The organism is Hymenobacter wooponensis (assembly GCF_004745865.1).
In the GTDB taxonomy this organism is placed as follows: Bacteria; Bacteroidota; Bacteroidia; order Cytophagales; family Hymenobacteraceae; genus Hymenobacter; species Hymenobacter wooponensis.
In genome coordinates this window covers 166,574-193,551 of sequence record NZ_SRKZ01000002.1, presented here as the reverse complement: position 1 = coordinate 193,551, position 26,978 = coordinate 166,574, and the positions used below count along the sequence as shown (strand labels likewise).

At 55.9% G+C, this 26,978-nt stretch carries 24 protein-coding genes; 15 read left to right on the top strand and 9 right to left on the bottom strand.

Features of this window, described 5'->3' with window-relative positions; genetic code table 11:
* The first annotated feature begins 11 nt into the window (after positions 1 to 11).
* The 5 genes from EU557_RS06965 to EU557_RS06950 all read left to right on the top strand — a co-directional run bounded on the left by EU557_RS06965 (position 12) and on the right by EU557_RS06950 (position 6,168).
* Positions 12 to 1,571: an FAD-dependent oxidoreductase gene (locus tag EU557_RS06965; RefSeq protein WP_135529709.1), complete on the top strand. Its 1,560-nt coding sequence runs from the start codon at positions 12 to 14 to the stop codon at positions 1,569 to 1,571.
* 59 nt (positions 1,572 to 1,630) lie between these two features.
* Positions 1,631 to 2,182, top strand: coding sequence for a cyanophycinase (locus tag EU557_RS25805; RefSeq protein WP_245326194.1), 552 nt, complete (start codon positions 1,631 to 1,633; stop codon positions 2,180 to 2,182).
* Positions 2,183 to 2,218: 36 nt separating this feature from the next.
* Positions 2,219 to 2,521, top strand: coding sequence for a hypothetical protein (locus tag EU557_RS25800; protein WP_245326193.1), 303 nt, complete (start codon positions 2,219 to 2,221; stop codon positions 2,519 to 2,521).
* 153 nt (positions 2,522 to 2,674) lie between these two features.
* Complete coding sequence (locus EU557_RS06955) at positions 2,675 to 4,819, top strand: FUSC family membrane protein (RefSeq protein ID WP_135529708.1); 2,145 nt, start codon at positions 2,675 to 2,677, stop codon at positions 4,817 to 4,819.
* A 59-nt stretch (positions 4,820 to 4,878) separates the two neighbouring features.
* The gene (locus EU557_RS06950; RefSeq protein WP_135529707.1) at positions 4,879 to 6,168 is read left to right on the top strand and encodes an MFS transporter; all 1,290 of its coding nucleotides are present in this window, start codon (positions 4,879 to 4,881) and stop codon (positions 6,166 to 6,168) included.
* 19 nt (positions 6,169 to 6,187) lie between these two features.
* On the opposite strand, the gene EU557_RS06945 is transcribed toward EU557_RS06950, so the two are convergent.
* From EU557_RS06945 to EU557_RS06935, 3 genes are all read right to left on the bottom strand, one after another.
* Positions 6,188 to 8,119, bottom strand: coding sequence for a sensor histidine kinase (locus EU557_RS06945; RefSeq protein ID WP_135529706.1), 1,932 nt, complete (start codon positions 8,117 to 8,119; stop codon positions 6,188 to 6,190).
* Positions 8,120 to 8,306: 187 nt separating this feature from the next.
* Positions 8,307 to 9,302, bottom strand: a complete 996-nt coding sequence (locus EU557_RS06940) for a hypothetical protein (RefSeq protein ID WP_135529705.1) — start codon at positions 9,300 to 9,302, stop codon at positions 8,307 to 8,309.
* Positions 9,303 to 9,624: 322 nt separating this feature from the next.
* Positions 9,625 to 11,679, bottom strand: a complete 2,055-nt coding sequence (locus EU557_RS06935; protein WP_135529704.1) for a S9 family peptidase — start codon at positions 11,677 to 11,679, stop codon at positions 9,625 to 9,627.
* Positions 11,680 to 11,908: 229 nt separating this feature from the next.
* Here EU557_RS06935 and EU557_RS06930 point away from each other — a divergent pair, with 229 nt between their 5' ends.
* From EU557_RS06930 to EU557_RS06905, 6 genes are all read left to right on the top strand, one after another.
* Positions 11,909 to 12,805, top strand: a complete 897-nt coding sequence (locus tag EU557_RS06930; RefSeq protein WP_135529703.1) for a LysR substrate-binding domain-containing protein — start codon at positions 11,909 to 11,911, stop codon at positions 12,803 to 12,805.
* A 98-nt stretch (positions 12,806 to 12,903) separates the two neighbouring features.
* Positions 12,904 to 13,929, top strand: coding sequence for a YeiH family protein (locus tag EU557_RS06925; protein ID WP_135529702.1), 1,026 nt, complete (start codon positions 12,904 to 12,906; stop codon positions 13,927 to 13,929).
* 391 nt (positions 13,930 to 14,320) lie between these two features.
* Positions 14,321 to 16,936: a hypothetical protein gene (locus tag EU557_RS06920; protein WP_135529701.1), complete on the top strand. Its 2,616-nt coding sequence runs from the start codon at positions 14,321 to 14,323 to the stop codon at positions 16,934 to 16,936.
* Positions 16,937 to 16,948: 12 nt separating this feature from the next.
* On the top strand, positions 16,949 to 18,214 hold the full coding sequence (locus tag EU557_RS06915) for a hypothetical protein (protein WP_135529700.1): 1,266 nt from the start codon (positions 16,949 to 16,951) through the stop codon (positions 18,212 to 18,214).
* Positions 18,215 to 18,271: 57 nt separating this feature from the next.
* Positions 18,272 to 18,553 carry a hypothetical protein gene (locus EU557_RS06910; RefSeq protein WP_135529699.1) on the top strand — a complete coding sequence of 94 codons (282 nt, stop codon included), beginning with the start codon at positions 18,272 to 18,274 and terminating at the stop codon, positions 18,551 to 18,553.
* A 46-nt stretch (positions 18,554 to 18,599) separates the two neighbouring features.
* On the top strand, positions 18,600 to 19,868 hold the full coding sequence (locus tag EU557_RS06905) for a hypothetical protein (RefSeq protein WP_135529698.1): 1,269 nt from the start codon (positions 18,600 to 18,602) through the stop codon (positions 19,866 to 19,868).
* 80 nt (positions 19,869 to 19,948) lie between these two features.
* Here the strand turns inward: EU557_RS06905 and EU557_RS06900 are convergent, their stop codons facing one another.
* A complete protein-coding gene (locus tag EU557_RS06900; protein ID WP_135529697.1) occupies positions 19,949 to 20,134 on the bottom strand; it encodes a type II toxin-antitoxin system RelE/ParE family toxin in 186 nt (61 codons plus the stop codon).
* Between the two features lie 149 nt (positions 20,135 to 20,283).
* Here EU557_RS06900 and EU557_RS06895 point away from each other — a divergent pair, with 149 nt between their 5' ends.
* The 4 genes from EU557_RS06895 (at position 20,284) to EU557_RS06885 (ending at position 23,695) form a co-directional block, all read left to right on the top strand.
* Positions 20,284 to 20,529 (top strand): hypothetical protein, encoded by a 246-nt coding sequence (locus EU557_RS06895; RefSeq protein WP_135529696.1) that lies wholly within the window; start codon positions 20,284 to 20,286, stop codon positions 20,527 to 20,529.
* Positions 20,530 to 20,567: 38 nt separating this feature from the next.
* Entirely contained in the window at positions 20,568 to 21,296 is a 729-nt protein-coding gene (locus EU557_RS06890; protein WP_135529695.1) for a hypothetical protein, read from the top strand.
* 31 nt (positions 21,297 to 21,327) lie between these two features.
* Entirely contained in the window at positions 21,328 to 22,554 is a 1,227-nt protein-coding gene (locus EU557_RS25415; RefSeq protein WP_167855115.1) for an SHOCT domain-containing protein, read from the top strand.
* A gap of 82 nt (positions 22,555 to 22,636) precedes the next feature.
* Complete coding sequence (locus tag EU557_RS06885; RefSeq protein ID WP_167855114.1) at positions 22,637 to 23,695, top strand: DUF3089 domain-containing protein; 1,059 nt, start codon at positions 22,637 to 22,639, stop codon at positions 23,693 to 23,695.
* Between the two features lies 1 nt (position 23,696).
* On the opposite strand, the gene EU557_RS06880 is transcribed toward EU557_RS06885, so the two are convergent.
* The 5 genes from EU557_RS06880 to tsf form a co-directional block, all read right to left on the bottom strand.
* On the bottom strand, positions 23,697 to 24,002 hold the full coding sequence (locus EU557_RS06880; protein WP_135529693.1) for a hypothetical protein: 306 nt from the start codon (positions 24,000 to 24,002) through the stop codon (positions 23,697 to 23,699).
* A 72-nt stretch (positions 24,003 to 24,074) separates the two neighbouring features.
* The gene (locus tag EU557_RS06875) at positions 24,075 to 24,437 is read right to left on the bottom strand and encodes a hypothetical protein (protein WP_135529692.1); all 363 of its coding nucleotides are present in this window, start codon (positions 24,435 to 24,437) and stop codon (positions 24,075 to 24,077) included.
* A gap of 41 nt (positions 24,438 to 24,478) precedes the next feature.
* Entirely contained in the window at positions 24,479 to 24,901 is a 423-nt protein-coding gene (locus EU557_RS06870; RefSeq protein ID WP_135529691.1) for a hypothetical protein, read from the bottom strand.
* Between the two features lie 40 nt (positions 24,902 to 24,941).
* Complete coding sequence (locus EU557_RS06865; RefSeq protein WP_135529690.1) at positions 24,942 to 25,637, bottom strand: carboxypeptidase-like regulatory domain-containing protein; 696 nt, start codon at positions 25,635 to 25,637, stop codon at positions 24,942 to 24,944.
* A gap of 489 nt (positions 25,638 to 26,126) precedes the next feature.
* The gene (gene tsf, locus EU557_RS06860) at positions 26,127 to 26,966 is read right to left on the bottom strand and encodes a translation elongation factor Ts (protein WP_135529689.1); all 840 of its coding nucleotides are present in this window, start codon (positions 26,964 to 26,966) and stop codon (positions 26,127 to 26,129) included.
* Between the last annotated feature and the right edge of the window lie 12 nt (positions 26,967 to 26,978).

The window sequence follows — 26,978 nt, the reverse complement described above, 5'->3', positions numbered from 1 at the left end:
CTCTTGCTTCTATGGCTACTCCTAATCCTACCCGTACTTCCGGCGTTACTACTTCCTCCTGGTTTGGCACCAATGGTCCGCTTCCTGCCTTCACGCCCCTAAAAAAATCTATTACTACCGATGTAGTAGTGGTAGGAGGGGGCATTGCGGGCCTCACCACGGCTTACCTGCTGGGTAGAGAGGGAATGAAAGTAGTAGTGCTGGAAGACGGCGACTTGGCCAGCGGCGAGAGTGGCCGGACCACCGCCCACCTTTCCAATGCTCTCGACGACCGGTACAGCACGCTGGAGCAGCTTTTTGGAGAATCGGGGGCCCGGCTGGCAGCGGAAAGCCACGGTATGGCTATTACCCGCATTGAGGAGATAGTGCACCGCGAAAACATCGACTGCGACTTTACTCGTCTCGATGGGTACCTGTTTCTGCCCAAAGATGGCGACCCAAAGGAACTGGATGAGGAACTGGAGGCGGCCCACCGGGCTGGCCTGGCAGGTGTAAAACGGCTCAAGAACGCCAACACCAAGGGCTTTCATACCGGCGAGTGCCTTAAGTTTCCGAACCAGGGCCAGTTCCATATCCTGAAATACCTACAAGGGCTGGCGCAGGCTATTGTGAAGCAAGGCGGCAAAATTTACACCCACACCCACGTAGCAGAAGTGCAGGGGGGCAGCAAGGCCCGCGCCATTATCAACGACGAGGTGGATGTGCAGGCCCGGGCAGTAGTAGTAGCCACTAACACGCCCTTCAACGACCGGGTAGTGATGCACACCAAGCAGCACCCTTACCGCACGTATGCGCTGGCCGCTCGCGTACCGAAAGGCTCCGTAACCTTGGCTCTCTACTGGGATACCGCCGACCCATACCACTACATTCGGCTGCAGGAGCTCACCGAGAAAAATGCCCAGCACGATCTGTTAGTGGTGGGGGGCGAAGACCACAAAACCGGACAGGAGGAAAACCCCGAGGAACGGCTGCGCTGCCTGGAGGAATGGACGCGTGAGCACTTCCCGTCGGTTGAAAGCATTGAGTACCGCTGGTCGGGGCAGGTGATGGAGCCGTCGGATAGCCTGGGCTACGCGGGCCGTAACCCCCTCGATTCTGACAACATATACATCATCACCGGCGACTCAGGCCACGGAATGACGCATAGCACACTGGGTGCGCAAATTGTGACCGACCTGATCCAGAACCGCCCGAACCCTTGGGCGAGCCTCTACGACCCCGGCCGGGTAACGGTGCGCCCAGAGTCGGTGAAAGAGTTTGTGCGCGAAAACCTCAACGTAGCCGCCGAGTACACCGAGCTGCTCACGGGCGGTGACGTAAGCAAAGAATCAGAAATTGAACCGGGCACGGGTGCCGTGCTGCGGCGGGGTATTTCTAAGGTGGCCGTGTACCGCGATGATGCCGGACAAACCCATGAGTGCTCAGCCATTTGCCCTCACCTTGGGTGCGTGGTGCACTGGAACGGCCTGGAGAAGAGCTGGGACTGCCCTTGCCATGGCTCGCGCTTCACGCCGTTTGGGGAACTGCTAAACGGTCCTGCCAACTCCAACTTGGCGCCCGTAAAAGAGTAGAGGCCTAGGTTGTTGCCGGGTTGTCTCTTGCCTCCTCAAATCCTGTTCATCATTCGTATATGCCTGCATCCTCCAAAAAAACTGCCTCTCGCTCCCGCGCTCAGGTGCACTGCCCTAACCCGCAGGGTATCCTAATTCCAATTGGTGGCCACGAGCGCAAAGAACAGCTTACCCAAGCTGAAACGGGCAACAACCCCGACCAAGCTCCGGAACTGATTTTGCAGCGCGTAGTGGATGAGCTGCAGGGGAAAGGCCCCATTGTGGTGATTCCTACGGCAGCCGAAGAGGCCGAAGAAGCGGGGGAGGAGTACGTGGAAATCTTTAGGAAGCTAGGAGCGGCTCAGGTGGAAGTGCTGAACGTGCAAAGCCGAGAGCAGGCCAACGATGAAAGCCTGCTGAAACAGCTGCAACAAGCTAGCGGCATAATGTTCACGGGCGGCGACCAGCTGCGCCTCACGGCGCTGCTGGGAGGTACGCTACTGCAGCGCATCATTAAGGAGCGGTACACCAATGACCGGTTTGTGGTGGCGGGCACCAGTGCCGGCGCCACGGCCATGAGCACGCCCATGATTTACCAGGGCCGCAATGATGCCGGCATGCTCAAGGATTAAATTCACATTACCACTGGCCTAGAGTTCCTGCACGATGTGGCCATTGATACGCACTTTGTAGCCCGAGGCCGTATTGTGCGCATGGCCCAGATCATTGCTACCAATCCGGCCTGCATAGGCCTAGGCCTAGAGGAAAACACCGGCGTGGTTATCACGAAAGGATATGAGCTGGAAGTAATTGGCGACGGTATTGTGGTGGTGGTAGATGGCAATCAATGCTCCACTGACATTCATGAAGTGGCCCCCGGCAACCCATTTACCATCCGCGACCTGCGCGTGCATATGCTGGCGAAAGGCCAGCGGTATACCTTGCCCATTATGGAGCAAATGCACGTGTGAGCCCTGGGCTAGTCAGGAACTGTCTCACAAAAGCCGAGTCTGCGCTACGTAGGCTCGGCTTTTTTCTGGTAGTTTGGCCGGGGCGTCGGAGCCCGTCCGTAGACTGCGTCCTACCGTATAGCCGACACGTACCCGCACTCGCAGCCTGCTGCAATGAACGATCATACCCGAAATTTTCAGTACTTCTTTTCCAGCCAAGACTTCTCTGATGGCCTGCGGACCACGCTTTCCATCCTGATTCCGGGAGTAGCTTTGGGCATGCTAGGCCACCTCGACAGGGGCCTTACAGTATCGCTGGGGGCACTTTGTATTAGCATTATTGACTCGCCGGGCCCGGTAGTGCACAAGCGCAACGGTATGCTAGCCGGCGTGGCACTGTTGCCGCTAGTGGCCTTGCTCACGGGAGTGGTGCAGCCTTACCTGTGGTTGCTAGGCCTGGAGGTGGTGGTACTCAGCTTCGTGTTTACGCTGTTTCTGGTGTATGGCAACCGGGCCGCCTCCGTGGGCACGGCGGGCCTGCTGCTGCTCATTCTGATGATGGACCGGCACCTCTCATTTCTGCAGCTGCTCCAGTATGCCGGTCTGGTTACGGCCGGTGGCATCTGGTACATGACCATCAGCCTGCTTACGTACCAGATCCGACCCTACCGGCCGGCCCAGCAGGCATTGGGGGAGTGTATTCGGTCTATTGCTGACTTCCTCCGCCTGAAGGCGGAGTTCTACCGGACGGGCACTAGCCTGGAGGAAGACTACCGCCGCCTAATGGCCCAGCAAGTGACGGTGAATGAAAAGCAGGACGCCGTGCGGGAACTGCTGTTCAAAACTCGCCAGATGATTAAGGAGTCGACGGGTAATGGCCGGCGGCTGGTGCTCACCTTCGTGGACGTAATTGACCTCTACGAGCACATCACCGTGACGTACTACGACTACGCCGCCATCCGAACCCAGTTTGGTTCTTCTGGGGTGCTAGACGCCGTAGCGGATATGGCCGAGCTGATGGCAGCGGAGCTGGAAAACATAGGGTTTGCCATCCAGGCCAACCACGGCTTCCGGTCGCGCGTGAACCTTACCAGTGGCCTAGAGCAGCTCAAGGCCCGCATTGATGCTCTGGAAGACCCCGCCCGCCCTGGGCATACCTTGGTGCTGAAGAAGATTCTGGTAAACCTGCGCAACCTCAACCAGCGCCTCCAGGATATTCAGGCGTACTTCGATACCAGCGCCCCCACCCGCTCGAGCAGCGACCTGGAATTTGGCCGGTTTGTAGGCCACCAGAGCTTTGGCCTAGAGCAACTCCGCGACCATCTAACGCTTAACTCCGGCATATTCCGGCACGCCGTACGCATGACGCTGGCTTGCCTCATAGGCTTTTTGGTTGCCAAGGTGGTACTGCCCGGCCACCACAGTTACTGGATTTTGATGACCATTACCTACATGCTTAAGCCGGCCTTCAGCCTCACCAAGCAGCGCAATGTGCAGCGCGTGTTGGGCACGCTGGTGGGCGGCGTAGTAGGGGGCGTGGTACTATGGGTGGTGCAGGATAAAGTAGCTCTGGTAGTACTGCTAGGCCTGTTTATGCTCGTGTCGTTCAGCTTCACGCGCAGCAACTACATTGTGGCCGTAACTTTCATGACGCCCTTCGTGCTCATCCTGTTCAGCTTCTTAGGGCTTCACTACCTACAAGTGGTAGAAGAGCGCGTGATTGATACCGTCACGGGCTGTTTGCTGGCCTTTGGGGCGGCCTATCTGCTGTTTCCGCGTTGGGAGTCAGACCAGCTCCAAGACTATATGAAGCAGGTGTTGCAGGCCAATCTGCGCTACCTCCAAACCCTCTCCGAAACGCTAAACGGACTGCCCGTAGCCGTGGTAGACTACAAGCTGGCCCGTAAGGAAGTGTATGTAAGCTCCGCTAATCTGGCGGCGGCATTCCAGCGCATGATGTCGGAACCGCGTGGTAAGCAGCACCGCCCCAACGAAGTGCACGAGTTTGTGGTGCTCAACCACATTCTTTCCTCCAACGTGGCCTCCATCACCTCAGCCATGCTCACGGGTAGCCGCCGCCCGCCGCAAGTCCCAAGCCTGCTCAAGCCCGTTCGGCAAGCGCAGCAGTCGCTTTACCGCAGCCTGCGCGCACTTAATCCACAAGAGCCCGAGCTACCCACCCCACCTGACGGTACTGGCCTACCAACCGAAACAGCCGTTGATCCGCAGTTAGTAGAGCAACTTGATTTCATTCAGAAGGTTAGCACGGATATTCGCAAGGTGACAGAGGAAACCCTTAGCAGCGAAACCGCAAGCTAGGTAGAAAGCGGAGTGGCAACCTTGGCGCTATATTAGGCTGCTCAACTAGCCTATAGCACGTGAGAAATCTGGTATTGCGGGAAAGCGCGCCCTTGCGCTACGGTACGTTCTTCTACCTGTATGGCATGCAGGGCATTCCAGCCGGATTTGGCCTAACGGCCATGGTAAACTACCTCAATGCCCAGCACTTACCAGTACAACAAGTAGCAACGTTTACGGCGTTAATAGGCCTGCCCTGGACCATTCAGTTCGTGTGGGGACCATTGATTGACAAATACCAGTACTCCGTTATTGGTCATCGCAAGCAGTGGGTGGTACTCACGCAGTTGGTAGCAGTAGCCGCTTCCTTGCTGCTGCTGCTCGTACGGCAGCCGGTGGCGCAGCTCTCTCTGCTTACTACTGACTTTGTAGTGCACAGCATCTTCGCCTCCATTCAAGATGCCAGCGTGGATGCCATTGCCATTTCGGTGGTGCCCGAAGCAGAGCGGGGGCGCGTGAATGCGTGCATGCGGGGTGGCTTTCTACTGGGTATATCGGTTGGGGCAGCTGGCCTCTCGTGGGTGTTACACCAGTACGGCTTCTTCTGGGCTGCTTTAGCGCAGTCGGCCGCCTTGCTAGCTTTTACAGTCCTTACATTCTTCATCCGTCTCGACGCAACCGATCAACTTCTGCCTAGCCGAAGCCAGCGCCGTATTGCCCTGGCCCAAAACGCCGATAACCCACCAGTAAAGTGGTTGTTCCAAGAGCTGTTTCGGGCCATGATTGAGCCTCGCTCACTCTGGCTGTTTGGTGGTATTGCGTTGGCCTATATGTGCTTTAGTGTGTTCGGGTGGGCGTACTCGTTTCATCTCATTCGAGAGCTGCATTGGTCAGACAGTAAGCTCTCGTTGCTGCAAGGCAGCTGGGGAAGCATTACTGCACTAGGGGTAATTGGGGTGGGCGGGATAGTGGCCGACCGCATTGGGCCGGCTCGGCTTCAGCGGTGGGTACTCGGAGCGCTGGGCTGCTTTTTGCTGCTATTCTGCAGCCTGCACATTTGGTGGCAGCATGAGGCAGTAGCCACGCTAGGCCTGTTGGTCTGGAACCTCGCCGACCCTAGCCTGAGCGTGGCGGCGCTGCCACTGTTAATGACCCTGTGCCGCCCCCAGATAGAAGGCTCCCAGTTCACTACCTACATGGCCTTGGTAAATTTGAGTGGGGTATGCGGCTCCTATATTACCGGCTGGGCGCTAAACGTGGTGGCTGCTCCTGCGTTGGGCCTAGGGTGCAGCTTGGTGGTGCTAGGCCTGTGCTGGCAGCTGAGCCGGAGCAGGGAAGCACGCGTGCAGCCAGTGGCCCCACTAAAGTAGGTTACACTCACGGTAGGTTCTAACAGGGCAGTGCTACCGTAATGCGGCTACCGTGCTCTGAGCTATCAATAACCATGTTGCCGTGTAAGTATTCGGTGCGGGCTTGCACGCCGCGCAGACCAATACCCGAGCCCGGCGTGTGAGCCGCAAATCCCCGGCCGTTGTCTTCTACTATTATTTCCAGCGCAGTAGGGTGGCGCTGCAGGCGTACTGTTACTTCGGTAGCGCGGGCGTGGCGCACGGCATTGTTTAGCAGCTCCGCCGCAATACGGTAAGCAGCTTGCTGCACCACTGGTGGCAGCTGTTCCAAGCCATCGTCGTAATGCACGCGCACCTGCGGGTTACCGTAGAGGTTAAGCAGTTCAACCAGCGCCGCTATTGACTCCGTTAGGCTTTCCTGGCCGGGCTCAGCAGGCAGTAGAGCGTGGCTATAGGTGCGCACCTGGTCGCGGAGGTGGCGAAGTAGCAGCTGCGTTTGTTTACCGGCCGCCGCCGCTTCCGACGAGCTATCCAGCACTTTCTGAATAGCCGGGCTTTGCCAGGCCAGATTCAGCGCTGCCAGATTGGGGCCTAGGGCATCATGCAGCTCCCGCGCCAGTTGGGTGCGCTCCTCTTCCTGAGCCTCAATCAGGCGTGCCCCCAGCGCATTACGCTGGCGGAGCTGCCGCTCCCGCAAGCGGGCATTCTGGCGCAGGGTATGGCGGAACCGGCCCGTGAGCAACGCACTCAATACCAGCAGCTCAAAAAACAGGCCCCAGGCCAGCGGGTTCGGGTAAATGGGGTTGAAGCTGCTCAGGCCTACATGATTGCTCCAGAATATCGCGAAACCGGTAAAGAAGAACAGGTAAGTTAACGCGTAATATGCCGCCAGTCGGCGGCGGTTCTTTGTTCTGACCACAAGCAGCAGGGCTATCCAGCTGTACAGAAAAAGTGAGAGCAGCACCAGTTCTCGGGTAGTGTTTAGTACCTGCAAAAACGGCAGGCTATTGCGCACGGCCCACGGGAACAGCATTGCGTAGGCCACCACAAACCCCATAGCCAAGCCCGCGAGCCAGTGCCCTGCTTGGTGCAGCCTGGGCCAGCTTGTACGCAGCCTGAGAAAAAGCAGCATGATATGAATGCCTGCGGCGGCGGCTAGCACCGTAAAATTAAACTGCCCTACCGTCCAGATCAGGCGATATATGCCTGTGGGCAGCAGCATAGCGTCTAGGCCATCTTCCATCATCAGAAAGACGGATACGCACAGCACGTAGGCCACGTACCAAATATGAATTCGGTCGCGCAGGAAGGTGAACAGCACGAGGTTGAACAGCGCGCTGCTGAAGTAAAACCCCAGTAGCCACACCCAATGCCGATCAAAAGGGAAATTCATCTCCCATGCCAGGAAATGCTCGGCAGTTTCAATGTACGTAGGCAAATACAGCGCCCCGGCGTGCAGGTCGATGCGCAGGTACAGGTCGGCGGTTTCGCCGGGCTCTAGCGTGAAAGGGAAGCTGAGCGAGCGAGCCGGGAAGGTGCGCTCGGCCGCTGGTACCCAAGAGCTGGCGGCGCCCAGTAGCGTAAACTTTGCTTCGCCCTGCCGCCGGCAGTACAGTGCGGCGCTATCAGTAAAGTTGAAAATGCTCCATAAAAAGCGGAGCCGCTCCGCCTCCGTGTTACGCACCGTCAGGCGCATCCATACGCGCTCATGCAAGAGGCCTAGGTTAAGCGTTTTGTGCCACGGGCCTGCCCGAAATTTGCCCGCCAGCCACTGGGCTTCTGCCTGCTCCGGGTCAGGGGCTCTTGAGAATGGCTCCGTGTAATATCGATACGCCTCCGATATGTGCGGGCCCTTGGGGTCCTTCAAGAGTAGCGTGTCACGGACAGTGTGCGGTGTTTCCACCGCGTTACTCGACTGGCCAAGTGCCAACTGCGCGCCCAATAGCAATACAAGTAGTAAACGAAGCCACATAGCTAGGTGTGTGAGAGGGAAGCGCTACATTGGTAAATAAATGCAATTTGATATAGTTATAAAAATACTTTCCCTGCGCCCCAACTGTAATGATCAGTTGAAATGCAGGGAAGAAAAAGTAAAGAGCTCCGCTATTTCGCTAGCCTGTAAACCGTACTAAATAAAGCCCGCCTACCCGTAGTTAAGGTTAGAAGCGGCTATAGCGATATTCGTAACGCGTTGTCCGTCCAGCACTGCTATTGGTTTCGCTGAGGAGCAGCCCTTTTGATGAATAAGTCTTATCCGTTACAGTCCTAACGGTATCTGATGCCGGTTTGCTCGTTTGCGAGAGTGCCGGAAAAACGGCCATAAATTCTTCCCGAATTACACGGCCTTGAGCATCGTACTGATATGAAAACGAGCTGTAAGAAGAACTGGTGGTAGTCATAGTTCCATGCTCGCTTTCCTGTGTAACGGGCTTGCTTAGCAACTTGGTAGGGCTGCTATGCTCAGAGCGTATCAACCAGCCATTTTTATCATACTGTGAATAAGTAGAGGCTATATAAGAGCCCCGTAGGCCGTTCTGACGCAACAAAATAGCAGCATCGGATAGTCCTTGGCTACGCCATTGGCGTGCTCTCGCAGAGGAGTCTAGGAGAGCTTGTAGTTGGTTCTGGAAAGAAACTGTGCCATTTTCAATTGAACGTCCGTTTTGGACAATGGTATACATACTTTGATAGGCTTGAGCCTGCTGAGTGCCATCGTAGCCAAAAAAATCTACCCTAACAGTGTCGTGGCTCACATTGTAGCCACGGGCTGTTACCTGAGTTATTATTTGGCCCTGCTGATAAATAGGCTGATGTAATTGCGCCTCACTACTGGATATATTGCCTTGTCGTTGGTGTGTTACAGTGAGCAGAGGGACATCGGGTTTGCCAGCAGGTTGTCTGAACGAAGTGTATAGTCCCTTATCTGGATCTAACACTTCTCGCATGCTGTAGGGATATGTAGGCGTTGGCTGCTGAATAACTTCTACAAGTCGGCCGCGCTTATCATAATGCCGAATGATACGGGCCTTAGAGTGCGGATTGTACAACAAAACTTTATTGCCTTGGCGGTCAAGCTCCATATAATCCACTGAATCAACTTCTCCGATTTTATCGATCAACCTGACTTTGGTTACACTACGGATTTTGTTTCTCATGTAGTCCCGGCGCGTAAGAGAATCGGCTCGACCTAAGCGCGTGTTAGTGCTCGGTACATACGCCATTAAGGGTAGTTGTATTGGGGCCGACATTGTTATGCTGCTCTTAACAGGAGAACCAGGTGTTTGAGCCTGGGCATACACAGTGAGTAAATACAAGCCTAGTAGGCTAGCTATGCGAAGCAGTAAAGCCATTGAAGAAAAAATATGATCAAAGAATAACATAGCGTTGCCTGTAAAGGTATATAAGGCTAAGTCAGAGTAGCAACAAAAAGACCCTGCTGAGGAATTGAGCAGGGTCTTTTTGTTGCTAAAGCAAAATCTATTTGGCTGCTTGGCCTTCGGGCTTTAGAGTGCGGCTTAGCCAGTTAAAGAACACACGGTTCCACAGCACGGCGTTCTGAGGTTTGGTAATCCAGTGGCCCTCGTTGGGGAAGTACAGGAAACGGCTCGGGATGCCGCGCAGCTGCGCCGTACCAAACGCTTCCATGCCTTGGCCCTCGGGTACCCGGAAGTCCTTACCACCGTGAATTACCAGAATCGGCGTATCCCAGTTCTTTGCAAACTGCTGGGGGTTGAAGTCGGTGTAGCTCTTGTTGAGTGTAGCGTCCCAAGGAGTGCCGCCCATGTCGTGCTTGGCAAAGAACATTTCCTCGGTGCTGGGGTACCAGCTGGTGAGGTCGTAAAGGCCCGCGTGAGCAATAAAGGTCTTGAAGCGACCCTCATGCTTGCCGGCCAATTGGTACACCGAGTAGCCCCCGTAGCTGGCGCCCACGCAGCCGCGGCGGTCCTTGTCTACGTAGGGCTCCTGGCTCACGGCATCAATGGCGGAGAGATAGTCGCGGATGGGCTGGCCGCCCCAGTCGCCGGAGATGCTGTTGTTCCACTCCGTGCCGAAGCCCGGCAGGCCCCGGCGGTTGGGAGCTACCACAATGTAGCCGTTCGCAGCCAGCAGTTGGAAGTTCCAGCGGTAGCTCCAGCTCTGGGTAATAGGGCTTTGGGGGCCGCCCTGGCAATACAGCAGGGTAGGGTACTTCTTGCTGGCGTCAAAGTCAGGAGGGTAGATAACGTACACCTGCATCTGCTTGCCATCAGTGGTTTTCACCCAGCGGGCTTCCGATTTGCCTGTTTTCACGCCAGCTAGCTCCTGCTGGTTAATGGTAGTGAGCTGGGTTTCGCGGCCGGTTTTCAGGTCTATGCGCACCAAGTCGGCGGGCGTGGCTTGGGTGGTTTTGTTGGCCACGGCTACGTCGGCGCCAGCTAGCTCGAAGCTGTTGTAATTCTGGGGGCCTTTGGTCAGCTGTTTGAGTTTGCCGCCTTTGCTCGGGATAGAGAATAGCTGCTCGGTGCCTTCCAGCACACTTACGAAGTAGATGGTCTTGCCATCGGGGCTCCAGCGAATGTTGGCGGCCGCCTGCTCCGAGCCTTTCGTGATGTCCTCACGCTTCTTGGTTTTGAAGTCGTACACCACAATACCGTTGCGGTCTGATTCAAAGCCCGGCGTGGCCATGCTCAGCCAGGCCACTTTTGTGCCATCAGGCGAGAAGATGGGCTCGGTATCGTAGCCGCCCAAGCCTTCACTCAGGTTCTGGGTTTTGCCCTCTCTGATGTCGTAGAGGTAAATATCGGAGTTTGTGCTCTCGGCTTCGGCCTTGCCGTAGAGCTTGCGCGAGGTGTAGGCCAGTCGGTAGCCGTCGGGCGAAAACGCCAGCTGCTCTGAGCCGCCCAGCGGCTGTAGCGGCGCATCAAACTTCTCGCCGGGCATCACGTCTTTGCCGTAGCCGGTGGGCTTGCCATCGTCGCCAACTGGCTGGAAAAACACGTGGCTCGATTTGAAATCGTCCCAGGTGTTCCAGTGGCGGTAGTTCAGGTCGTCGATGAGCTTGGCGTCGGCTTTGGGCAGATCGGGGTACCAGTCCTGCACCGATTTGCCGGTTTTCACGTCCTGGGTATACAGAATAAACTTGCCCGTCGGCGCGTATTTCAGGTTGGCGAGACCCTCATCAGGAAATTCGCTGAGCTTCTGCTTGCCCGAGCCGTCGGCATTCATCACGTAGAGCTGGTCGGTGCCGCCTTCGCCCGAGAGGAAAGTCAGCTTGCCATCGGGGCGCCAGTTAATGGTATTCTCGGAGCCGGGGGTATTAGTGAGCTGCTTGGCCGCGCCGCCCGCCACGGGCACCACCCAAATGTCGGTGTTGCCCTTGTTCTCGCTTAGGTTGTAGCGCGTCACGGTGTAGGCCACCAGCTTGCGGTCCGGCGATACCTGCATCTCCCCCAGCCGGCCCAGCTTCATCAGCAGCTCGGGCGTGTAGGTGGTTTGTTGGGCTGAAGCCGCCAGCGGCAGAAAAGCCAGCGCAGTCAGAAAGGATTTTCTCATGGGAATTCAACTGGAAAGAAAGGAGCAAGTTAGGCAGAAGTGGCCTAGCGCACCCCTCGCCAGTGCCCCAACACATCATCCTAACGGAGAAAGGATATACTCACACCACAACAAAGGAACTAGGCGTTTCATGTTGCCTTGACAAGATCTTGCGCTCCACTCCGGGTAACGTGCGAGACAGAAGCCACACACCATTTTCTGGCATCTAGCCACCGCGTACCTTGCGGCCATGCCCGATTTTCGTCTGCGCGTTTTCCAGTCGGTAGCCCGCCACTTGAGCTTTACCAAAGCGGCCCAGGAGCTGTTTATTACCCAGCCCGCCATTACCAAGCACATTCGGGAGCTGGAGCGCAGCTACGCCCAGCGCTTGTTTGAGCGGCGTGGCAACCGCATTAGCCTCACCGAGGCCGGCCAACTCTTGCTGCAGCACGCCGACGCCGTAGAGAACCTGCACCAGCAGCTCACGGAACAGCTGCACTTGCTGCACGGGGCTGCCCGGGGCCGCCTGCGGCTAGGCGCCAGCACCACGCTCACCCAATACGTGTTGCCGCCATTGCTACCGGCGTTCCAAGCGCGCTACCCGCACATTGAGCTAAGCTTGCTCAACGGCAACTCCGAGCAAATTGCCGATGAACTGCTGCAAGGTCACCTTGACTTAGGCTTTGTGGAGGGGCGCAGCAAAAGCCGCGACTTGCATTACGAACTACTCTTGGAGGATGAGCTCGTGGTAGTCCGCAGCCCTGCTCTAGCGGGGCCCTCATCCCTCACGGTTGCGCAATTTGCCCAGCACCCACTCGTGCTGCGTGAGCGGGGCTCGGGTACCTTGGAAGTGCTGGAATATGCCCTGAAAGCGCATCAGCTGAAGTTTTCGGAGCTGAAAGTGGCCTTCTACTTTGATAGTACAGAGGCCATAAAGCTGTATCTGGCTGCGGCCCCCGGCTGCTTAGGAGTAGTGTCTAGGCGGGCGGTGGTAAAGGAGGTGGCCGCCGGAGAACTAGAAATCGTCGATGTGCCTGAGCTCCAGCTGTCCCGGCAGTTTGAGGCTGTGTGGGTGCAAGGCCAGCCGCTGTCGGCAGCGGCTACGCGCTTCCTGTCCTATGCGCACAAGCAGTACGAGCAGACTTAATCAAATTGTTCTTATAACTTTAAGTAATAGCTGATAACAATTATTGGTTATCTGGCGGTATGGGGGCAACGTACCTTTGGGAGCAAGTTACCGCCCCCATGAAAGCCACCCTCCCTCGCCCTACTCAACCCACGCAGACCCCGAACCTAGCCGCAGGTTTTTGGGAATCGTTTCGTCAGCCTCACCAACTGCTAGGCCTCTCTGTAACGGGGCAGCAAGGGGTGTTTGTCGTTTTTTTGTTGTTCTGCCTCACCCCCTGGGCTTCGCCACCCGTGGCGCTGGCGCTAGGCCTGGTGCTGGCCCAGACTGTGGGCAACCCGTTCATTGTTCAGACCCGCGCCCTCACGGCTAAGCTACTCCAGTACTCTGTGATAGGCCTAGGCTTTGGGATGAATGCACATGCGGCAGTGCAGGCCGGTCAGCAAGGTGTTCTGTTCACGGTGGCCTCCATTACTGGCACGCTGGTGCTCGGCTATTTTGCGGGGCGCTGGCTCGGGTTGGGGCGCCACGTGACACACCTTATCTCCTGCGGCACCGCCATTTGCGGCGGAAGTGCCATTGCGGCGGTAGGGCCCGTATTGCGGGCCAAGGAGGAAGAACTGTCGGTGGCGCTAGGCACGGTGTTTATCCTGAATGCTCTTGCGCTGTTTGCTTTTCCGCCGCTAGGCCACTTGCTGCACATGACCCAGAACCAGTTTGGCCTCTGGTGTGCCATTGCCATCCACGATACCAGCTCGGTAGTGGGTGCCGCCGCCGCCTACGGCGACCAGGCCCTGCAGGTAGCTACCACCGTAAAGCTAGCCCGCGCCCTCTGGATAATTCCCGTAGCGCTGGGCACGGCCTTAGCCTTCAAGCAGAAGGATGTGAAAGTGAAGATTCCGTACTTCATCCTGGGCTTCATCGCGGCTATGCTGCTCAATACTTACGTGCCAGCTCTGCAGGTAGCAGCTCCCACGGTGGTGCAACTGGCCAAGCTAGGCCTCACGGTAACGTTGTTCTTTATTGGCGCCGGGCTTTCCGCTAAAGCCATTAAAGCTGTGGGCCCCAAGCCGTTTGTGCTAGGTATAGTACTCTGGGCGGTGATATCAGTCGCCTCGCTCTACGTGATTCTGCACACAATCTAGGCCTAGGCCTCTCTATTACGGTTTCTGCTACCCGGCCGCGGCGGCTCCTGGGAAAGGTGCGTTTCTGCATCTTTCCCACACGATTGTAATCTCATCGATAAAGTCAGGAATTACTTAGGAAGTTTTAGATAATATATATTACTTTAATAATACTTGCGCAACAGTAACCAGAATAGGGGCGAGAGGGGCACTACGGTGCGGAGCAGTTATGAGCAACTGCTACTTGGAAAGGATGCGGACTACCGCTCCTTCTGCTGTGGACACCAGCCGCGTTAGCGAAACCGGCTGAAGAACGCCTGCCTGATATAAGAGCGGCACAAGTGCGCTAGGCCAGGTTCTGGCGGTCTGCTAATGATTCAGTCAGTTAGTCAGTACCCAAATCTGAGTGGCTATGAATACCTATTTCCCATCCCAGAATGGTGAGCGAGTAAACGATTTACTGTCCAGTAGTCCGTTTGCCGACGAGTCGGAGGAGGAATTTGCCGACGTGCGGTACGAAGATCTGCTGCCCCTGCAAGAAAGCTTTGGGGTAGATATGGAAAGCCCGTTTCTCTCGGAGCTAGAAAGTAACGGCGAGGTACACCCAATGCCCAACCCGCTGGCCGAGCAAATGGTGAGCATGCTGGCCGAGCTCCACGACCACGAATTCAACGAAGCCCTCTTTGAGCTGGCCAACGAGTTTGAGGACGTGGCGGCCACCCGATTTGCCCATGAAGCCGGTGAGTACAGCCTGCGCACGGTATCTGAGCTGCGCAACCATGCCGCGCCTCTCATCTACGAGCTGGAAACCATGATTAGCAACATGGCTACCGAGATGGAGCGCGAAGACATGGGCAGTAAAAGTGAGGCCGAGCTGGAGCAGTTCTTTGACCGCTACTTAGTAGATCATGAGGGATTTTCGCCCCGCTTTGAGCAGTTTTTTGGTAAGGTTTTCCGGGTTGTAAAGAACGTCGCCAAAAAAGCCATTGACCTCGGCAAAAAAGGCATTGCCGGCGCGGTAGATCTGGCCAAGAAGGGCATTGCCTTCGCGGGTAAGTTTCTGCCAATTGGCCTGATCATGAAAAAACTGGGGGCCTTGGTAAAGCCCCTGGTGCATAAGGTCATCAACTTTGCCATCAACCGCTTGCCCATTGTGCTACGGCCCATTGCCAAGCAGTTCGTGAACAAGCTCATGAACCGCGAGTCGTTTGAAACGGAGGGCACTTATGCCACCGAGGCCTACGAAACTGAGGCGGAGGCCGAGCAACCGACGACCTACGAGATAAACGAGATTCAAATGGAGTTCAATGCGCGGGCAACCAACCTGCTGTTTGCCGAAACCGAGCAGGAAAGCGAGGCCACGGTAAACAACTACCTCCAGGAGAATGAGCAGCCCCAATCAGAAGATGAAGCCGGCACGCTGGATGCGGCCCGTGAGCGGTTTGTGCAGGAGCTGAGTGAGCTGAAAGATGGCGAAGACCCTACGCCGGCTATTCAGCGCTTTATTCCGGCCCTGCTCCCCATTCTGAAGGTGGCCATTACCATTATCGGGCGCGACAAAGTTGTGAACTTCCTGGGTGGCCTAGTGTCTCAGCTGGTGGGCAAAATCCTGGGTAACACGCTCAAAACCCACCACCGGGCCCTCGGCAACGCCATTGCCGACATTGGCATGTCGATGATTTCGCTGGAAACTCCCGGTCTACAACCCGACCGACTGGCCTACGAGGCCTACGCTTCCACGGTGGAGGAGATTCTGACGGAAATAGGGAGCCGCCCTGAGAATTACACCGCCGAGCCGGAAGTGGTCCAGAGTCTGGTGAGCGAGGCCTTTGAAACGGCCGTGGCCAACAACTTCCCGACCTCCATGATGAAGGCGGCCCTGCGCCAGGCGTCGGGCAACGGCATGTGGTACAAAATGCCGCGGGCAAAGCGCTTTTACCGCAAGTATTCCACCGTGTTTAACGTCGTGATTGACGCCCGCACGGCCCAGCAGGTAAAATCCTTCAAGGGGCAGTCCCTGGCTAGTTTCTTTAAAGACAAGCTAGGCCTGCCCATGGGTAAGCCTGTGCAAGCCAAAGTACATCTCTACGAGGCTATTCGCTACACCAAACTGTCCATCATCTCGCGGCTGGAGAAGTTACCTGGCCTAGGCAGCTCAAACTGGTCGGCGTACTGCCAGCTGCACCCGCTCACGCCTACGGCCGCGGCCCTGCTGCTCAAGGAACCTGGCCTAGGCCGCGACGTAGATGCGCGGTTTCTACAGTCGCGCAACCTGATCAGTACGGGGCAGCGGTTTTACTTCCTAGAAATTCCGGGTGCTAAAGTGCATCCGCCCTACGGAGCCGGCAAGGTAAACCGGCCGCCCGTGCCCGTTACGCCCGGCACGCCCTGGACGCCGCCCAAAGTAGAGCCCGTAATTCCGCGCTCCAGTGATGCGCAATGCGTGCTGAACTTCCTCAAAAGCGAAATCCGCTTCAACTTCTTCTTCAGCGGTGAAGATGCCCGCGCCATCGGCCAAAAGCTCGGCAGCGGCGACTACCTATCAGCGGTGGGCACCATCCGGAACGTGGTGCGAGATATTCTCACCAATACGCTGCTGCGCAACGTGCCCCATAAAGTCAAGTTTGTGCACGAGGCTATGCCGGAGCTGTATCTGGAGAACTTTGAGCCCGCCCAGGAGCAGTTTCTGGGAGGTGTGGCCCGGGCCGCTGGGGGCATGCTGGTGAAGTTTGGGAAGGATGCGCTGGTGAAGGTGGTCGAGAAGCTCATCAACAAGTTCGCCGACATCGTCTACAACTCCATCATCACCTACCTGAAGTCGCGCAAGCAAGAGTTTGTCACGGCATCGGCTAACCAAAGCGGCGTTACGGTGAAGGTGATTTTCTCGAACGTGCCCATTATGTCGAAGCTGCGTCTGGTCATCAGCGCCATGAAGGGTACCACCAACCTGGGCGACCTGGCCGACTTTGTGCTGCCGTCATTGCCCACGCCTAGCATCATGATAGTAGGCGGGCGGCAGTTCGATTAAACGGCGGGCGACATGGTACACACGCTTCCACTTGTCAGCACGAAGCCGCTCATCCGGCGGCAAATCGGGCACTGGCTCCAGGCCGCTACCCGGCTGGCGGCCTACGAGCAGTTGGCCTCGCCGGGAGCCTGGGCCGGGGTAGACCAGGGCCTGGGCCTGAAAATAAGGGCCTTTCTGACCCAATCCATCACGAATCTGCTGTTGAGCGGCAAGCAGCTGCAAGTACAGCTCGACCAGGCCACTACCGAAGCGGCGCTGCTGGAAATCCGCAAGCAAGTCATTCGGTTTCGGAGCCAATACGTGAAGTGCGAAACCACCGTGCATCTCTACACCGATGCCATCAACTCACGCACTACGCCCCAGGTAGCGGCGCTGCTACGGGCCTGCGATGCCCTCTGCGCCCAAAGTATGCAAGAGGTGCTGAGTAAAGTAGGCAACCAGCCCGTGCCCAGCGTACTCACCTACATTGATAAGGGCCTTGGGGCGTCTATTATGAAAGCGGGGCTGCGGCTCTGGGACAGCTCTACCAGCCCGGTAGCCGTCATCAAGATAACGCGCCACAACCTGCTGCGCCCCACCTCGGCCATCCACGAAACCGGCCACCAGCTGGCCCACATTCTGGACTGGAACGAGGAGCTGGCCCGCGCCCTACGCACTGGCCTACAAGCCAAATCAGGCCTGGCGGCCGACGAGTATGCAGGCTGGGCTTCTGAAATTGCCGCCGATGCGTTTGCCTTTGTGCACACGGGCTACGCGGCCGTGGCAGCCTTGCACGATGTAATGGCCGGCGAGGTGTGGAGCGTGGTGCAGTACCACCTCGGCGACCCGCACCCCATCAGCTACCTGCGCGTGTTGCTGGCCACCGAAATGTGCCGCCAATGCTTCGGGCTGGGCCCCTGGGATGAGCTGGAACGGGCCTGGGTCGATTTCTACCAGATCAAGAATAGCGGCTCACATGCGGCTCTCATTATTCAGGCGTGTTTGTCGGTGCTGCCGCAGGCCGTGGAAATTATTCTGAGGCAGCGCTTCCGGGCTTTTGGCGGCCGCGCCCTCACTGAAATCGTGAACCCCCTACGCGTGCGCCCCGATGAGCTGGCCAAGCTAGAGTATGTGGCCGGGCCCGCCCTGTTTACCAACCACGCCTGGATTTGGAAGGAATGCCTGCGGCTGCTGGCCCTAAGCGGCCTGAAAATAGCCACCGCCGACGACCCCGCCCCTGAATATCAGCGCCAGGAAGAATGGATGCAGCGCTTGGGCTGGTCTGTGAATTTGAACTGATAACCAGGCGTGTTTTCCCCATACGCCCCTACACCTCACCACCCACTACCCCACGTCATGAGAAACGCAAAAGGAGTATTTGAATCGGAAGAGCCACAGAATTCGGAGTTTAACGGTAGCCCCGATTCCGGCCCCGATGTGCTGATTATTGAAACCGCCTCCCGCCAGGAAGTAGAGGAAGTACGAGCCGAAATGCACCGCTATAAGCAGGAGCTGCGGGAGCTGAAGCGCCACATCAAGGGTCGCAAAAACGGGGAAGACCCGCCAACGCCTACCACCCCTGACTTTCAGAAGCGGCTGGAAGTACTGTTGCGGGCCTACGTCAAAACCCGAGTATAGCTCGCACCCGTCGTTGCTTATTGTTCACCTTTAACTCTTCGCCACCATGTCAGCTACTCTAAGGTTGATCAAGGCGTATAACACGCTGTATAGCTACAATAGCACGGAGCGGCCCTATGCGCTGCCGAACTTTCGCAACGACGGCACGCCCTTAAATTCGCCCATTATCAAGCGCTGGACATTTCCCGGGCAGTTTGGGCTTGATGTAGCGCCCGGCCCGCCCGACTCTTTTCTCATCGACCTGAACAAAGACGACACAGAAGCGCCCAATGCCGATTCCATCCGGGCCTTTGTGTCAATGCCTGATGCGGGCGTGCTCGAAAATTGCATTGGTTACCACTGGTATGAGTTGATGTATAACATCAAAGGGGCCAACGTACCAGCCGCGGATAAATTTCCGCCCTACCACCTAATCTTCGCCTACCTCATCGAGCACTCGCGCATCTTCGTCATCTTCGAGCGCCTGATCATGAAGTTCAAGACGGGCGAAGACCTAGGCCACCCCAGCGCCTTCACGCGCGAGTGGATACGGAACACCGAGGACCTGTTTTACAAGGATGTGCACATTCCGCAGTTCCGCTCCGTGGTCACGGCCCTGGCTCCCAGCTTCGATGCTACCCGCCGCAATGCCTACTACCGCCTGTTTGGGCTGGAGCTAGGCCACGGTAATCAGGCCAATTCGCCGGTCAGCTTCGTAAAGCCGACTCACGCTAACCTGAACTTCGTAGGCCTGTTAGAGCACTTTTTGCGCGAAGTATGGCAGGGCGTCATCAACCACAAAAACACCAGTGGTGTTAATACCACTGACGTTATCTTTATTTCGGAGCTGGCACTGCAGCTCAAGGACAGCCTGCTGTCCCGCCGCAACGCCGATAAGAACCTGGAGTTCTATGAGAGCAGCAGCCTCTCGAAGGAAGAATTCCTGTCGGTGATTATGGCCGAGTGGTACTACCAGGTAATTGCTACCAACACCGAGCTGGTAAAGGAGCTGAACGCCGAGGCCGTCACGCCCTACGAGCGCCTGGCCAAGCTCGGTAAGCTGGTGGGAGTCACGCCTCACTCCAAAACCCACGACATCTTTGAGCTAGCACCCTTGCTGGCCATTCTGCTGCGAATGGTGGAGGAAGGTAAATATGATACAGCTGCTAATATCCAAGGGCTATTTGATCCTGGCGTGCCTAGCAACACGTTTGCTCAACAGATTTCGCTCATTATTAATTTATGGCAGAAAACTACGGGCACCAACCTCAAGCAGATGCCCAGTGCTCCCCTGCAAAATGGCGCGGCAAAAAACCGCACCATTGCCTTGATGTAGCGCACCCCCTTTCCCAGCACGCAAAAGCGGACGGCCCTGACGAGCCGCCCGCTTTTGCGTGCTGGGGAAGTGCAAGGGTACTACTTATCGGCTTTCTTACGGCCGAAGCCGCTTTTCTTGCCGCCGCCGTCTTGCTTATTAACGGTGGCCCAGGCGCGCTTTTCGGCTTCTTCTTCCGAAACGCCGCGCTTCTCGTAGCTTTCTTCGATGTGTTCAGCCTGCCGCTTTTGCTTGTCGGTGTAGGCCGATTTATCTCCTTGTGGCATAAGTGAAAGGGAGGGGAAAGGTGGAAGGTAGAGTAGGAGAGAGGGGTACAAGGCTGTACGCAAACACGGTGAGGCTGTTATGTCGAGCTTGCTCTCATGGCTTAACTGCCACTACCTATCTTCGCCCTCTCAATGTTTCTGACCTTGCTATGCGCCAGTTAGCCATCATTCCGCACCCCGACGCCAAAATCACGCTCTTCTCCTGGAACGGTAAGTACCTTATTAAGCTAGAAAAAGGCCCTTTTGAGCAAACCTATAAGGTGAGCGAGTTGGATCTGACCGGTGAAGAAGATGTGCACTTGCTCCTGGACGATGAATTTGTGCAGGCCGCCGTACGGCGCTTTGTGGGCATGCAGCAAGACTTGCAGGCGGCCTTCGACCGGCATGGTATCTGATAACCGTTTTTGGTTGTGTATCCTTGATTTTACTGTTTATGAATCGTCTTTCGACTGGCATACTGGCTTTTTTGGCGCTGATCCTGACTTCGGCTTCCGTGCAGGCGCAGCTGTATGATGCGCGCAACAGCAGCGTAAATTTTGAGCGCAAAGAGCGCGACGCCGTGAAGGTGCAAGTAGAAGGTACCGCCCAATGGACCCGCGACTTCTGGCAAGCCTGGCTCAAGGACACCTACAACATCCGCTTGAAGGGAGATGGTGTATTAGGTGTGGGCAAGAAAGATATTCTGGTGGCCAAGCAGGCACCCATGTCTAGCGTGTCGGGCAAGCTGGTTGATCTATATTCTACCATTACGGCTCCTTCCGATACCGTGTCGGAACTATCGGTATGGGCGGCCCTGGGGCCCGATGCATTTATTACCACGGGTGGCACGCCCTCTGAGTTTAGCTCCTTGCGCAACATTGCCCAGAGCTTTGCCGCCGCCGCCCGCGTAAAGGCCTATCGCGAGCAAATAGCGGAAGCTGAAAAGCAGTTCAAGGAATCGGAGAAGGAGAAAGAGAAGCTGGAGAAGGAACGCGCTTCCTTAGCTTCCAACACGCAAAGCAACCTCACCAAAATCGAGCAGCTAAAACAACAGAATGCCAACAACAAGCTCAAGTCGGCGGAAGACTCTGTGAAGCTCATCGACAACGCGCGGCTGCTGGAATTGCGTAAAGCACAGGTGGAGCGCCGCCGCGCCCGGCTTACCAACCTCGACCGTAAATAACTCCTTGTGCTAGCGCTGCTGGCCTCTTGTCATGGAAAAAGACCCTTCTCCCCTCGACACCCTGCGCCAACTGAAAGAGTGGCTGGATGCGGGCACCATTACCCCCCAGGAGTTTGAAACCCTGAAGCGCAAGCTGCTTTTCTCTGAAAATGCCAGCCCATCGGCTCCCGCGCAGCCCCCCGCTCCCGAAAAGCCCCCAGTAATTGCAGCTGACCAGATCTACCCAACCTACTCAGCACCGCCTACGCCAGCTCCGGAGCCTTCTAGGCCACCGGTGCCGCCTATAGCTCCTGCCTCCTCTACTACCAGTGGCCCCATTGAGGACCCCTTGCTACCGCCCGTAGGGCAACCTACCAGCACGTTAAGAAGAGAACCTCCCATCGTGCCGCCCACCCCACCAGCGCCAGAGTTTCTGCCGCCGCGGGAGACAGCGCGCCCCTTTACCGCCGAACCGCAGCCTGCGGAGGTGTACCCGGCTGACGAAACCTTGGAGGACGATACCTTTCCGCCACCCACCGATGCGGCATCGCACAACCCCCTAACTACCGTGCTCATTGTAGGCGGTATTGTGGCCTTGCTGGCGATAGTGGCCTACCTGATGCTGGGCAACAAACAATCGGAGCGGTTAACGAGTACGACCATTACTGCAGCCGACACCCTCACCACGCGTCCCGAAACCGGGCCGCAAGCTGAGCAGATTGACCTACCGCCTGCCGCAGCTCCCGAAACTGTTCGGGTGGCCCCGGTAGTGCCACCTACCCCGGCTTCTACCGCAGATACGGCCGCTGGGGCCGCTGCGCAAACGCCTGCCGCCACACCTGCCACTGCGCCCGTCACTACTCCTGATCCTACTACAGAGGCCGCCGCCCAAACGCGTATTCAGGGAGTGTTGAATTCGTTCTATGAGGATATGCAAGCGGCGCCTTTTGCCGCTAGCACGTACTTCGCCCCTCAGGTAGAGCGGTTTTACCTTATGCAGAATACTTCTCCGGCCGCCATCAATGATGAGCTGGCGAAAAGCTACTTCCCTGAGTTCTTGGAAGCGCAGAACCAGATTGAGCCCGGCACGCTGAAAATTAGCCCCCCCGTCAATGATGGCTCGCGGGTGGCTACTTATATCGAGAAAATTCAGTCGTTGCGGCAGTCTATGCAAAAGCACCAGCAAACCCGGGCGCAGGTGCGGGCGCGCTTCGATAAGAACTTCAAAATCGTATACCTGCGTCAGGAAAAGCTCCTCGAGAATACCTTCACGGAGTAACTTTACGATTGACTTTATCTGCCTAGGCCTGTCGCGCAACTGTGCAACAGGCCTAGGTCTTTCTTCCTCGATCTTACTCGCTGTGTTTATTTATACCGCTTGGCACCGAACGTTGCTGGTGCCGCTATTACTGCTGTTGAGCTCTTGCCTGGGAGTGTTGCGCCCCAGTCACCAGTTTGCTCCGGCCAAAGACGTTTCAGAAGCACCAGATTACCGGATGGAGGATAACTGGGCCGCCTTACCCGACCGCCTCGATTCAGCAGATGCTGTACCGCTCGGTACGCTGCTCCGCGACCGTCAGCGCGATGCTCCCGTGGATGTGTTCTTCGTGCACCCTACTACGCACCTGGGGCGGGGGCATTGGAACGCTGATCTGCATAATACCGCCATTAACCACCTCACGGATATCACTACTATCCGTAAGCAGGCATCTGTATTCAACAGCACAGCCCGCATTTACGCGCCCCGCTACCGGCAGGCTACGCTGTACTCGTTCTTCGATGAAAAAACGAAGAACGGAGAAGAAGCCATCGACCTGGCCTACACCGACGTTAAGGCGGCCTTTCAATACTATCTCGATAACTATAACCACGGTCGCCCTATTATTCTGGCGGGCCATAGCCAGGGTACCCGTCATCTCACGCATATTCTGCAAGACTTTTTCGACCACGACCCGAAACTGCGCCATCAGTTGGTGGCGGCCTACTTAGTTGGGTTCAATGTGCCCGAAGAGATGTTTCAGATCGTAAGGCCCTGCGAAGACTCAACCCAAACGGGCTGCTACGTAGCCTGGAATACCGCCGACTGGGGGCAGGAGTACGCTGCGTATAATAAAAGCGTGGTGACGAATCCGCTCACCTGGTCGCGTGATACTAGTACCGCCGAAGCACGCCTGAACCTTGGTGGTGTTCCGAGCACCTTCAACCGCCGCGATACCCGCGTAGTAGATGCCAAGGTGCATAACGGCCTGCTATGGGTGCATAAACCTATCCGCGACGGGTATCCGCGCTTCCTGCTGCCCGGCCGCCCCGAACTGCGCCATTCCTTCCACATCGCCGATTACAGCTTGTTTTACTACAACATCCGGCAGAATGCGGAAGCGCGCGTGCGGGCCTACCGCATAAAGATGAGCGGAGGATAGCTTACCGATCCAACTCAGCTAACCTGGTTGTACATACTGTCGGATAATCACCCAGGTTTATAGCCGGATTGTTAATAGAGAACTGGCTTAAACTTGACCAAAAAGCGTTTTCATCAAAGTGTTCAAAGTCAGTTGCAGCAGCCAAGGCAAGGGTATGAAGCAAATAGGCAACGGATCCAGCATAGTAGCTATGCGACAGCAGCTGTTGCTGATTCCATACTGGCTGTGTGGCCACCGGGGTAGTTCTTATTGTTAGCAAGAAATAGTATAACAGGTAACGATAAGCGTTTTTCCGGTTGTCATTCATAGCATGCAAATAAAGCAAAAAGCCCCATCAGCCAGCGGCCGGTGGGGCTTTTCCATACGCTAGCGCGAGTGTTTAGGCCAGCACGGCCGTCTGGCCTTTCAGGATCTGGCGAGCTACGGCCAGGTTCGTGTCGCGCGAGTTCACGGCCAGGTAGATGAATTTGTCCCCGGTGGGTGACAGCTTAATCAGGTGCAGCTGGTCGGTGAGGGTGAGCAGGATGTCTTGTACCGTCTGGTTCAGGTTGAGCGCCTTGATGGCCTTCAGTTTCTGCTTTACGACCTCCGTGTTGTAGGCAGCAGCAGTGTCAATGTCGAAATCAGACAGGTTCGAGTGAGCAGCCAGCGGCATGCCGGTCTCGGTCTCTACGACGGCGACAGCCAACAGGGTGGGCAGCTCTTCCAGAATTTCTTTAACGGTTTGTTTAGGCGAAGCCATGGGAAATGATGAAAATGATGTAAAGGGGTAATTACTCTGATTTAAGCAGTATGGCGGCGCAACACGTCCCGGGCCATGCCCAGGTTGGCATCAGCAAAGCGTACGGCCACGAAGCAGTACCACTGGCCAGTAGGCAGGGGCCAGACGGTGTGAAACTGGTCTTCCAGCAGCACGGTAATATCAGTTAAGGGGCCACCCGGAATCTGCTGCGCAGCCAGCGTTTTGGCTGTTAGCTGCAGTAGCTTGGCGTACCGCAAACTGATTTGATTGGGGTTGAGGTGGGCCTCTCTGGTATAGGAAGCCAACACCCGCCCGGATGACACTTCTACCACGCACGTGAGTAGCAGCTCCGGCATCTCGGCCAGGAGCTTTTCTAAAATTGTGCGGGCTTGTACACCTGCCTCATTGGACGTGCCTACCGTAATTTGGCGGATGCGGACTCTATTGAGGAAAGGAATAGTCATGTAATAGAAATAGCAGAAGATTTGCCACTGGGCAAGCTACTTAAAACTGCCACCAATGGTGCTTTTTCGTTTTAGCAGTGGTACGAGGTAAAAGGGTCACGTTGTAGCTGCTCTTACCATTCATAAGTACCTCTTCCTCTTTGTAGCCCGCGTAGGCATACTGCAGCTGCGTAGCCTTGTTAGCCGGAACTACGATAGCATAATTGCCATCCTTATCCGTCGAAACGCCGCGGCGATTAGCGCGGTCTAATACGGTAGCGCCTACCAGCGGCTTGCCGTCTTCATTCAAGATGCGGCCGCGCATGGTCACCACGCGTACAGCCGTTGCGTTAGCTGCCAGTGCTTCAGCCGCCTCGGCCTCAGCCACGGTAGCATCAGCCGTTATAGGGAAGTTTTCGGTTGGCGTAGTGGGCGTGTTCGTGCCGGCAAACACGGCACCACCAAGCAGGGCACTGCCTACCAGCAGCGCTGCCGCCCGCTGCCGGAACCGCTGTGGCTCGGTCCGAATCAGCTCGAACTGGCGCTGGACCCAGCCAACCGGGCGCACCTGCTGGCCCTGGTTCTTCAGTTCGTAAAACCGACGCAGGATGGCATCCGCCTGGGCGCTGTTGGTGTTCATGTAGGCGTCGACCGCCTCTGTATTCTCAATTGATAAGTCACCGCGTAAGTACGCGTCCCGATACGCCGGGAGTAAGTCGCCCGTGGTCGGGTGAAAAGGGTTAGCACTTAGTTTCATGCAAAAGGTAGTTTATGGTACAAGACACGAGGGGAGTCCGGGTCTTAGAGCGTATACAAAGGTGATATAGAATATTTAAAGGAAACAGTGTATATACTTGAATAACAGATAATTTATATTATCCCATTTTAGATGAAATAGTATTTATGCCCGTCTAAAGGGGGTATACGCATTATAAAGTGCTTTGGTTTTAAGATTAAATAAATTTCTATGACGTGTTATTTTCTTCGAAAGTAACAGATGTGTCTTCATTTTGGGATATAAATTAAATATTATTAATTTATACAAAAGCAATAATAGCTTTTGTAAGCTCCTCTGTATCTGAGTTAATATATAGGAAACATAATTTTATTCTCTGTTTGGGAATAGTAGAGATGTTATACAACAAGATAACTAAGCTGAACAGTAGAATTGTATAAATACAACAAAAGAGAAGCCCCGCCGGCTATTGCCGACGGGGCTTCTCTTTTGTGTTACTCTCTGAGTGGTTTAGCCTACGATGGCGACACGCTTGAACTCGGAAATAGTCAGACCTTTCGACGTCTTGTCGAGCAGCTGAGAGATAGTAACTGAGTTGTCCTTCACGAACTCCTGGTTGAGAAGGGTGTTCTCCTTATAGAACTTGTTGAGTTTGCCCTGAGCAATTTTCTCCAGCATAGCCTCTGGCTTGCCTTCTGAACGAGCTTGCTCTTTGCCAATCTCGATTTCGCGCTCGATGGTAGCAGCGTCAACGCCGTCTTTGTCAAGAGCAACTGGCTTCATTGCTACGATTTGCATAGCAACGTCGCGGCCAACCGAAATTACGTCGGCACCGCCTACGTTCTTCATGGCTACCAGAACGCCCTTCTTATTGTCGGAGTGGATGTAAGAAGCAACCTTCTCGCCGGTTACATTCTCGTAGGCCACTACGTCGAGCTTCTCACCGATTTTGCCCATCAGGTCCGTGATGTGGTCCTGTAGCGAACGGCCATCAGCCTGGGGAGCAGCTAGCAGCTCTTCTTTGGTAGCGGCGTTGGTCTTAACGGCCGTATCCAGAATCTGCTGAGCGAGGTTCTTGAAGTCTTCAACTTTTGCAACGGGCTCAGTTTCGCAAGCCAGAGCAATCAGTTTGCCGTTGGTGCCATCTTCGCTAACAGCAGCCAGCACGAGGCCTTCCGACGTGGTGTTTTCTGAGCGCTTGTCAGCGATTTTCTGACCCTGCTTGCGCAGAATGTCGCGAGCGGCTTCGAAGTCGCCTTCGGCTTCGGTCAGAGCTTTTTTGCAATCCATCATGCCCGCGCCAGTCATGGTGCGGAGCTTATTCACGTCTGCGGCGGTAATTGCTGCCATTGTTGTGAGAGT